Source organism: Mesorhizobium sp. M8A.F.Ca.ET.207.01.1.1 (assembly GCF_004794715.1).
Taxonomy (GTDB): domain Bacteria; phylum Pseudomonadota; class Alphaproteobacteria; order Rhizobiales; family Rhizobiaceae; genus Mesorhizobium.
This window is the reverse complement of record NZ_SRUS01000007.1, coordinates 349,257-359,631: the sequence shown is the minus strand read 5'-3', so window position 1 is coordinate 359,631 and position 10,375 is coordinate 349,257. Positions and strand designations below refer to the sequence as shown.

Here is a 10,375-nt window from a genome sequence, read left to right as displayed (position 1 = left end):
ATTGACGGTTGTAGCCGGAGGGGCAGCGGGCGACTTCGCCAAGCCTCGGGCCGGATGGCCATCCGGCCCGAGGCTCAGTCGCTTCCATCGCACAAAAATCATCTCGTGCAGATACAAGGGGCGGCGCAGACACTATAAATCCTGGGACGGGTCCTTGACCGCCGCCTTGCCTGAGCCACGTTTCACATTCCTGCGGATCATGCCGAAATCGGCGCCGCCCGTGGCGAACGCCGTGACGAAATAGAGCGTCGCCCCGCCGGCCACCAGCGCCAGCACGGTCGTTGCCTTGATCACCAGCGGCGAGCCCGGTCCGAGCCTGACGGCGAAATAATGCTCGGCGAAATAGAGGGCGACCCCCATTACCACCGCTGACAGCACGAGGCGCGGAATGCGTTTCAAGAGCGGAACGTCGCGACCCCAATGGCCGCGCCGGATCAGCACGGCAAGCAGCATCAGCGCGTTGACCCAGCCGGCGACGGCCGACGCCACGGCGATGCCGGGCGCGCCCATCCTCGGGAACAGCGTCAGCGCGGTGGCGACGTTCACCGCCACGGAGATTGCGGCGAAGATCATCGGCGTGCGCGTGTCCTCGCGGGCGAAATAGCCTGGGGTGAAGGCCTTGATCAGGACGAAGGCCGGCAGGCCGAGACCGAAGATCGCAAGGATCGCCGCCACGACAGGGGTCGAATGGTTGGCGGCGAAGGCGCCGCGCTCGTAGACCAGCCGCACGATCGGCTCCGACATCACCCACAGCGCCGCCGCCGCAGGCAAGGTCATGAAAAGGGTGAATTCGACGGAGCGGTTCTGCAGATTGGCCGCCTCGATCAGGTTGCCCGACTTCAGCGCCCGCGACAGCTCGGGCAGCAGCACGATCGCCACCGCGACGCCGACGACACCGAGCGGCAGCTGGTAGACGCGGTCGGCATAGGCCAGCGAGGAGACGGCACTGTCCTGCGCCGAGGCGATGGCCGTGCCGATCAGCTGGTTGATCTGGGTGATGCCGCCGGTGATCGCCGCCGGCAGCGCCAGGATCAGGAGCCGCTTCACGTTCGGCGTCATCTTCGGCCGGCGGAAGCCGATCGAGATGCCGGCATTGCGCACCGCCACCCAGACGATGGCGAGTTGCACCATGCCCGCCGCCAGCACGCCCCAGGACAGGGCGAAGCCGACAGCATGTGCATCCAGCCCATGGTACCAGGCGTAGCCAAGCACGCTGATCAGGATGATGTTGAGGAAAGCCGGCGCGATGGCCGCCGCGAAATAGCGGCGCAGCGAGTTCAGCATCCCCGCCATCATGGCGGCGAGCGACATGCAGATGAGATAGGGGAACATGATCGTCGCAAGCGTAACGGTCGTCTCGAACTTGCCCGGCGTGTCGGCGAAGCCCGGCGCCACCAGGTAGCGCACGATCAGCGGCATCGCCAGTTCCATGGCGATGGTCAGCGCCAAGAGCGCCGAGAACAGGACCCCGAACACTTCTTCCGAGAAACGCTTGGCGCCGTCGGTGCCGTGCGTCTCGATTTCCTTGGCGAACAGCGGCACGAAGGCGGCGTTGAAGGCGCCCTCGGCGAACAGCCGGCGAAACGTGTTGGGGAACTGGAAGGCGGCGTTGAAGGCATCCGCGACCGGTCCGGTGCCCAGAGCGGCTGCCATCAGCATCTCGCGGCCGAAACCGAGCGCACGGCTCATCAACGTGCCGGAAGCGACGATGGCGAATTTCTTGACGAGACTCATGCGTTCGCAGACTGCCTGTGGGATTGGAAGAAGGAGATGATGGCCGTCACTCGGCGGCTGCCCTGGCCCTGCCGCCGCGTTCGAGTGCCGCGCCTTCGAGCGTCGCTATCAACCTGTTGCGAATGGTGGCGATGCGGGCCGGGCTGTCGATCTTCTGGCCGGTGAGGTCGGTGACATAGAAGGTGTCGATGACCTTCTCGCCGAAAGTGGTGATATGCGCCGAGGCGATGTCGAGCGACAGGTCGGACAGCGTCCCGGTGATTTCCGACAGCAGGCCGGGCCGGTCGAGCCCCTCGACCTCGATGACCGAAAACCGGTTCGACAACGCGTTGCGGATTTCGGCGCGCGGCGGGATCTTGAACACCTTGGATCCGCGCCTTGGCTTGGTCCGTTTCTCGATCATTTCCGGCAGCCAGCTCTTGCCCGACAGCACGTCCTCGATCAGCTTGCCGACGCGCTCGGCGCGCCGGCGCTCGTCCTCGTCGCGGTCGAACTCCCTCGATATCAGGATCGTGTCCAGCGCGCGGCCGTCCGACGTGGTGAAGATCTGCGCGTCGACGATGTTGCCGCCGGCGCCGGCGCATGCCCCGGCAATGACCGAGAGAAGACGGGGATGGTCCTGCGCCAGCACGGTGATTTCGGTCACCGCCTCGAACTGGTGGGTCTTGACCATGGTGGCGAGCTTGTTGCCCGCCGCGTCCGCCTCGCGGATGAATTCGGCGTGGCGAAGCTGGTCTGGCAGGTCCACGGTCAGCAGGTAGTTTTCATAATGCAGTCCGACATAGCGCTTGCGCGCCTTGTCGGGCCAGTCGGCGAGCGCCTCCGCCAGGCGTTCGCGTGCCGCCGCCGTGCGTTGGGCGCGCGAGACTTCCGAAAAGCCGCCGGTCAGCAGCAGTTCGGTCTCGTAGTAGAGCGTACGCAGCAACTGGCCCTTCCAGCCGTTCCACACGCCCGGTCCGACGCCCCGGATGTCGCAGACGGTTAGGATCAACAGCATCTTCAGCCGCTCGACCGACTGCACGATCGAGGCGAAGTCCTCGATCGTCTTGCGATCGTTGAGGTCGCGGGTCTGCGCCGTCATCGACATGACGAGGTGGTTCTCGACCAGCCAGGCGACGGTTTCCGTATCGGCCGGCGAAAGCCCCATATGCGGGCAGATCCGCCTTGCGATCCTGGCGCCGGCCTCGGAATGGTCTTCAGGCCTGCCCTTGGCGATGTCGTGCAGCAGCACGGCGACATAAAGCGCCTCGCGGCTCTTCTTCAGGCCCGGCATCAGCGAATGCGACAGCGGATGCACCTTCTCGCCATCGCCGCGCTCGATCTCGGCCAGCACGCCGATGCAGCGGATCAAGTGCTCGTCGACCGTGTAGTGGTGGTACATCGAGAACTGCATCATGGCGACGATCTTGCCGAAATCCGGGATCAGCCGGCCCAGCAGCCCCGCCTCGTTCATGCGCCGCAGGTTGAGTTCGGCGTTGCGGTCCGAGGTCAATATGTCGAGAAACAGCCGGTTGGCTTCCTCGTCGCGCCTGAGCGACTTGTTGACCAGGCCGAGCGAACGGGTGAGCAGTTTCAGCGCATCGGGATGGAATTCCAGCCCGTGCTTGTCGGCGAACCAGAACAGCCTGAGAAGATTGACCGGATCGCGCTCGAACACCTGGTCGTCGGCGATGTTGATGCGATGGTTGTCGACGATGAAGTCTGACGTCCCGGCCAGCTTGCGCTTGCGGCGCTGGAAGGTCAGGAAGATGCGGTTGAAGCCGGGAACGTGCTTGGCCTGCTCCTCTTCCAGCGCGGCGCAGAAGATGCGGGTCAGGTCGCCGACATCCTTGGCAACGAGGAAATAGTGCTTCATGAAGCGTTCGACCGCCGACAGGCCGGGATGGGTCGTATAGCCGAGCCGTTCGGCGATCTCGCGCTGGATGTCGAAATGCAGCCGCTCCTCGGCCTTCCCGGTGAGGAAATGCATGTGGCAGCGCACCGCCCACAGGAAATCCTCGGCCTTCTGGAACTCGCGATACTCGGCCTCGGTGAAGACGCCTTTCTCGACCAGTTCCTCGCCGGTGCGCACGCGGTAAAAATACTTGCCGATCCAGAACAGCGTCTGCAGATCGCGCAACCCACCCTTGCCGTCCTTGACGTTGGGCTCGACCAGATAGCGGCTTTCGCCGGCCTTGGCATGGCGCTCGTCGCGTTCGGCGAGCTTGGCCTGCACATATTCCGGGCCGGTCGTGCGCACCACCTCGTGGTCGAAGCGCAGCATCAGCTCATCATAGAGCTTGCGTTCGCCCCACAGGAATCGCGCCTCCAGGATCGAGGTGCGGATGGTGATGTCGGTGCGCGACAGCCTGAGGCACTCATCGATGTTGCGGGTGGCATGGCCGACCTTCAGCCCCATGTCCCACAGCATGTAGAGCATGTACTCGACCGTTTGTTCGCCCCACGGCGTCTGCTTGTAGGGCAGCAGGAACAACAGGTCGATGTCGGATCCCGGCGCCAGCGTGCCGCGGCCATAGCCGCCGACGGCAACGACCGCCATGCGTTCGGCCGAGGACCGGTTCTTCACCCGGTAGACATGCGTCGCGGCAAAATCGTAGAGCGCCCGGATCAGCTCGTCCATCAGGTGCGACAGCCGTTCGGCGCAGGCGTTGCCGCCGCCATCTTGCATCAGCATGGCCTCGGCTGTCTTGCGGCCCTCGGCGAGGCGCCCCTTGAGAAGCTGAAGAACGGCGGCACGGATGGCCTGGCTGGAACCGTCGCCGGCGCTGGCCGCGGTCAGCGCCGTCATCTCGCGGCGCAAAGCGTCGCCGTCGATCAGTTCATCGAGCTTCAGGGAGATTTTCGCCATGGATACCGGTTGGCCTTGCCTTTTGGGCGGCGTCTATAGCGTGTTTTCTCGGCGCTGGGTATGGCCTGCTGTCAATCCGGCAAACGCTCTAGTCGTTTGCCTCGACTGGAGCGAGCGGGACGACAATCCGCCGCCGCAGCTTAAAGAAATCGGTGATCCGCCGCGCTGCCCGCCCGGCTTCCCTGCTGATTCTCACGGTTGTCGGCTTCCTGTGCTTTGTCATAAGTCCACTAGCGGTCCGCGCGGCATCCCGTTCCGGGTCAAGCAGGCTTGGCAGCCCGTCGCCAATGAACTGGTCCTGCGCGCAGAGCGCTGGAACGAGTTGGTAGACGGTTTTGCCGGCTGAAATGGTGGGGTCGAAGATGAGATCATCGACAGCTATGTTGACCTGCGCCGTTGCTTCCAGGAAGTCGCATGCGGTTTGCCGCGAGAGGAGATAACCCCCGGCCCCGGGATGGCCCTTGCGGAGCCGGACCATGGAAAAACCGTTCCTGGCGGAAGTCCTTCTCCTTTGAATGACGGTTCTGGAAAAGAACGTCTCGAGCTTCACGACGTCCGCGTCTGCTGGCACCCAACTCGTATCGCCAAGCAATGCACCGGCTTTGCCAGAGAAGACCATGTCGTCCTCGAACACAACACCGTACGGGGCGTCGCCCTTGGCAATGATCGTCCAGCAGGCGCGATGGCTGTGCAGGCAGGCGATCTCGCTGCCGGAAAGAGGCCGGATGGCGTGTATCGCGTGCTGCGGCTGCAGCACCAGGTCGGGATGTTGCCTGGCATCGATCCCGGCGACTCGCTCAAACCCGATGCCGATGCGGGAAAATTCGGCGGTCATATGGGCAAGCCGCTCGGGAGAACGATCGAGATTGATGACAAGGCACTTCATATCGGACGCAGGCTTTACCTTCAGCGGATCGCCAGAGCCGTCTAGCACGTGAAGGTCTAGGGATTGCTGATCATTTCTGGGGTAATTTGCGGTGCGACGAAATGAGCGCGGCTAAAACAGGGCGTGAGCCTTCATTCGAAACAGCGTCAGAGATCAACCCTGGCGAGCTTCAGCAGGAATTTCGACACGGGCACCGAAAGGCCTGCCTCAAGCCTGCTTTCGCGGCGTGGGCACGGGCACGCTGGCGGTAGCGGCAAGAGATCTAACGTCCGGCTTCGGGCGGATCGAGCGGGATAACCGCGTGTCGCCGCAACTGGCAGTAGTCGAGGATCCACTCGGCGACCCGCCTAGTCTCCACCGCTACCTTTTTCGACAATGGCCTTCGGCGTTTTTCGGCCTGCCCGCTCGCGGTCCACTCGGCTTGCCGTTCCTGATGGAGCAGGCTTGGCAATCTGTTGCGCAGGAACTGGTCCTGCGCGCAGAGCGCGGGAACAAGCTGGTAGATCGTCTTGCCTGCTGCCGTTGCGAATGCGGGGTCGAAGATGAGGCTGTCCACCGCCACGTTGACCTCCGCGCTTGCCCGCAGAAGGGCGCGGGCCGCTTGCCTGGAAAGCAGGTAGCCTCCGGATCCTATGTGGTTCTTGCGCAGCCTGGACACGGAAAATCCCGGGCCGACGGAGATGCCGGCCCGATGGATGACCGTTCTGTGGAAGAATGTCTCCAGCTTGACGATATCGGCGTCGGCCGGAACCCAGCCCGTATCGGCAAGCAGCACACCGGCTTTCGCGGAAAACACAATGTCGTCCTCGAACACGGCGCCGTAGGGCGCGTCGTCCCGCGCAATGATGGTCCAGCAGGCGCGGTGACTGTGCAGGCAAGCGATCTCGCTGCCGAATAGGCGTCGCTCGGCGTACCGGGCATGCTGGGGTTGCAGCACCAGGTCGGGATGTTGTCTTGCATCGACCGCCGCGACGCGCTCGAACGCGATGCCGATGCGGGCAAACTCGGCGGTGATATGGGCAAGTCGATCCGGGGATCGATCAAGATTGATGACCAGGTACTTCATTTTCGGATAAAATCTATACTTCCAGGAGACTGTCGCCGCCCTCTAGCACAGATGGTGCCCGGTCGCATGATTATTTCGTCAGGAATCCCGAAGGTGCAATGCAACGAGCAGCGACGAAGCGGCTCTTGAGCTTCCGGTTACTAGATCGATGACCCGTTTCTGGACGCAGGACAGGGTTTCTATTTCGCGACATCGGACGCGAAACGGAATTCGATTCGGTTGCTCGACAGCATCTTGGCGAGCTGGGTGGAGCTGCCCTGTGGCGGCATTTACGCCCGGTTTCGGCGGCGCTGTGAGTGGGTCCCGGAGAAGCCTGCTTAATCCCTTGGCCCCGGCGAAGCGAGAGGGATGACGGTCCGTCGCCGCAACTTGCAGAAATCGACGATCCATTCCACGACCCGCCCGATCTCGATCCTGATCTTCTCGGTCATCGGCCGCCGGCGTTTTGTCATCAAGCCGCTGGCGAGCCATTTGCATTCGCGTCCGTGGTCGAGCAGGCTTGGCATCCCCAGCGCCCTGTCGCCGAGGACTTGATCCTGTGCGCACAGTGCCGGGACAAGTTGGTAGATCGCGTTGCTCGACCATGTCGCGAACGCCGGGTTGAAGATCAGGTCATCGGCGGTCAGGTTGATCCTTTCGGTCGCTTCGAGAAGATCGCGCGCGGCCTGCCTGGAGATGATGTAGCCCCCGGTTCCCGCATGGAACTTGCAGAGCCTTGACACGGAAAAACCATGACCGGCGGAAATCCTCATCCGCTGGATTATGGTCTTGCTGAAGTACGTCTCCAGCTTGACGATGTCGGCGTCGGCCGGGATCCAGCCGCAGTCGGCAAGCAGGCAGCTGGCATTCGCGGAAAAGACCACGTCGTCCTCGAAGATGGCGCCGTAGCGCGCCTCGCCCCGCGCCAGGATCGACCAGCAGGCACGATGGCTGTGCAGGCAGGCGATTTCGCTGCTCGATAGTTGCCGGGGTCCATACATTGGATGCTGAGGTTGCTGTTCGAGTTCGGGATGGCTGTGTCCGTCGACCGCCACGACGCGCTCGAACGCGACGCCGATACGGCCGAATTCTGCTCTCATATGGGCAAGTCGGTCCGAGGACCGATCGAGGTTTATGACCAGGCACTTCATTGTCGACCGAAATCTAGCGAGATGAACGTGATGCGGCGAGTAATATTAGCAAGCAAAGTTTTAGCACGAGATGTACCTTTGTGCAGGGGGTGTTCGATCGATTTCACGGCGCCCGAATCGGAAAATCAAAACAGCCCTTGACCTTCCAGTTACTGGAAGCACTACCTCGACCTCAAAGCAGTGACATCAAGGCATTTTCGAAATGACGCATTCAGATCACCATCATCATACGCATGGCTCGCATGGCGGCTGCTGCGCGTCCAAAGGCGCCGCCGCGAATGCGGCTCCGCTCGACCCGGTCTGCGGCATGATCGTGGATCCGGCCGCCGGCAAGCCGACATCAGAGCATGGCGGCCGCCTCTATCATTTCTGCAGCGAGCGCTGCCGTTCGAAGTTCCAGTCCGAGCCGGAAAGCTACCTGACGGCCACCGACCCTGTCTGCGGCATGAGCGTCGACCGCTCGACGGCGAAACATTTCGTCCGCCATGAAGGCCAAGGTTTCTACTTCTGTTCCGCCGGCTGCAAGGCGAAGTTCGAGGCGGCGCCACAAACCTATCTCGGCGACAGGCCGGCACCGGGGCCGATGCCCAAGGGCACGCAATACACCTGCCCCATGCATCCCGAGATCATCCGCGACAAGCCCGGCTCCTGCCCGATCTGCGGCATGGCCCTCGAGCCCATGGGCGTGCCGACAGGCGATGAAGGGCCAAATCCCGAACTGGTCGATTTCACGAGAAGGCTCTGGGTGAGCGCGGTGCTGTCGGTCCCGCTGCTGGTCGTCGCCATGGCGCCGATGGTCGGCCTGTCGCTGGAGGGCCTGGTCGAGGATCGCGCAAAGGTCTGGATCGAACTGGTCCTGGCGAGCCCTGTGGTGCTCTGGGCTGCCTTCCCGTTCTTCCATCGCGGCTGGGACTCGATCCTCAACCGCAGCCCCAACATGTGGACGCTGATCTCGCTCGGCGTCGGCGCCGCCTATGTCTACAGCGTCGTCGCCACGTTTTTTCCAGACATCTTTCCGCACCAGTTCCGCGGCCATGGCGGTACGGTGCCGGTCTATTTCGAGGCAGCCGCCGTCATCGTCGCGCTGGTCTTCCTCGGCCAGGTGCTGGAACTGCGCGCCCGCGAAAAGACCGGATCGGCGATCCGCGCCCTGCTTGATCTCGCGCCGAAGACCGCGCGGCGGATCGCAGACGACGGCGCCGAGACCGATGTAGCGCTGGACGACGTCAAGGCCGGCGATCGCCTGCGCATCCGTCCCGGCGATGCTGTCCCGGTCGACGGCACGGTGCTGGAAGGCCGCTCCTCCATCGACGAATCGATGATCACGGGCGAACCCTTGCCGGTCGAGAAGGCCGAAGGCGACGCCTTGACCGGCGGCACGCTTAACAAGAACGGCTCGCTGATCATGCGCGCCGAGCGGATCGGCGCCGAGACGACGCTGTCGCGCATCGTCGAACTCGTCGCCAAGGCACAGCGCTCGCGCGCCCCGATCCAGGGCCTGGCCGACCGCGTTTCCTTCTACTTTGTCCCGGCCGTCGTCCTGGTCGCCGTCGCCGCGTTCATCGCCTGGGCGATCTTCGGCCCCGAGCCCAATCTGATCTTTGCCATCGTCTCGGCGGTTTCGGTGCTGATCATCGCTTGTCCCTGTGCGCTGGGCCTCGCCACGCCGATGTCGATCATGACCGCCACCGGGCGCGGCGCGCTTGCCGGTGTGCTGATAAAGGAAGCCGCCGCGCTCGAACGCTTCGCCGCCGTCGACACGTTGATCGTCGACAAGACCGGCACGCTGACCGAGGGCCGGCCGAAACTGACCGACGTCGTCGCGGCCGCGGGCTTTTCCGAGGACGAATTGCTGGTGTACGCCGCGACCCTGGAAAAGGGGTCGGAGCATCCGCTGGCCGAGGCCATCGTCGATGGGGCGGGCCAGCGCGGCGTGAAGATCGCCGAGGCCAGCAGCTTCGAGGCGGTTACCGGCAAGGGCGTTTCCGGCACGGTGTCGGGCAAGAAGGTCGCGCTCGGCAATGCCGCGATGATGGCCGATCTCGCCATCGACGTTTCCGCAATCCTGGGCCGCGTGGAAGCATTGCAGGGCGATGGCAAGACGGCGATGTTCGTCGCTGTCGACGGCAAGCTGGCCGGCATCGTCGCCGTCGCCGATCCGGTCAAGGCGACCACGGCGGAGGCGATCAGGGCGCTGCATGACAGTGGGCTGAGGATCATCATGGCGACCGGCGACAATGAGCGCACGGCCAAGGCGATCGCCGGACGTCTCGGCATCGACGAGGTTCGGGCAGGTCTATTGCCGGAACAGAAGGCAGCGCTCGTCGACGAACTGCGCGGCAGGGGTGCCGGCGTCGCCATGGCCGGCGACGGCGTCAACGATGCGCCGGCGCTTGCCGCCGCCGATGTCGGCATCGCCATGGGAACCGGCGCCGATGTCGCCGTCGAAAGCGCCGGCATCACCTTGGTCAAGGGCGACCTAAACGGCATCGTCCGCGCCCGCACCCTGGCCCGGGCGACCATCGGCAACATCCGGCAGAACCTGTTCTTCGCCTTCCTCTACAATGTGCTTGGCGTGCCGGTCGCGGCCGGCGTGCTCTATCCGCTTACCGGCACGCTTCTGTCGCCGATGCTGGCGGCGGCGGCGATGAGCCTGTCCTCCGTCTCGGTGATCGCGAACGCATTGCGGCTCAGAACGTTGAAACTCTGAG

At 63.8% G+C, this 10,375-nt stretch carries 6 protein-coding genes; 1 reads left to right on the top strand and 5 read right to left on the bottom strand.

Features of this window, described 5'->3' with window-relative positions:
• Positions 1 to 132: 132 nt before the first annotated feature.
• The 5 genes from murJ to EN850_RS22770 all read right to left on the bottom strand — a co-directional run bounded on the left by murJ (position 133) and on the right by EN850_RS22770 (position 7,664).
• Positions 133 to 1,734, bottom strand: coding sequence for a murein biosynthesis integral membrane protein MurJ (murJ, locus tag EN850_RS22790; RefSeq protein WP_136092286.1), 1,602 nt, complete (start codon positions 1,732 to 1,734; stop codon positions 133 to 135).
• 46 nt (positions 1,735 to 1,780) lie between these two features.
• On the bottom strand, positions 1,781 to 4,582 hold the full coding sequence (locus tag EN850_RS22785) for a [protein-PII] uridylyltransferase (protein ID WP_135917282.1): 2,802 nt from the start codon (positions 4,580 to 4,582) through the stop codon (positions 1,781 to 1,783).
• Positions 4,583 to 4,670: 88 nt separating this feature from the next.
• The gene (locus tag EN850_RS22780) at positions 4,671 to 5,468 is read right to left on the bottom strand and encodes a glycosyltransferase family 25 protein (protein ID WP_136092292.1); all 798 of its coding nucleotides are present in this window, start codon (positions 5,466 to 5,468) and stop codon (positions 4,671 to 4,673) included.
• 262 nt (positions 5,469 to 5,730) lie between these two features.
• On the bottom strand, positions 5,731 to 6,534 hold the full coding sequence (locus tag EN850_RS22775; RefSeq protein WP_127277845.1) for a glycosyltransferase family 25 protein: 804 nt from the start codon (positions 6,532 to 6,534) through the stop codon (positions 5,731 to 5,733).
• Positions 6,535 to 6,851: 317 nt separating this feature from the next.
• Positions 6,852 to 7,664, bottom strand: coding sequence for a glycosyltransferase family 25 protein (locus tag EN850_RS22770; protein WP_136092285.1), 813 nt, complete (start codon positions 7,662 to 7,664; stop codon positions 6,852 to 6,854).
• Between the two features lie 202 nt (positions 7,665 to 7,866).
• Here EN850_RS22770 and EN850_RS22765 point away from each other — a divergent pair, with 202 nt between their 5' ends.
• Entirely contained in the window at positions 7,867 to 10,374 is a 2,508-nt protein-coding gene (locus EN850_RS22765; protein ID WP_136092284.1) for a heavy metal translocating P-type ATPase, read from the top strand.
• Position 10,375: the final 1 nt, after the last annotated feature.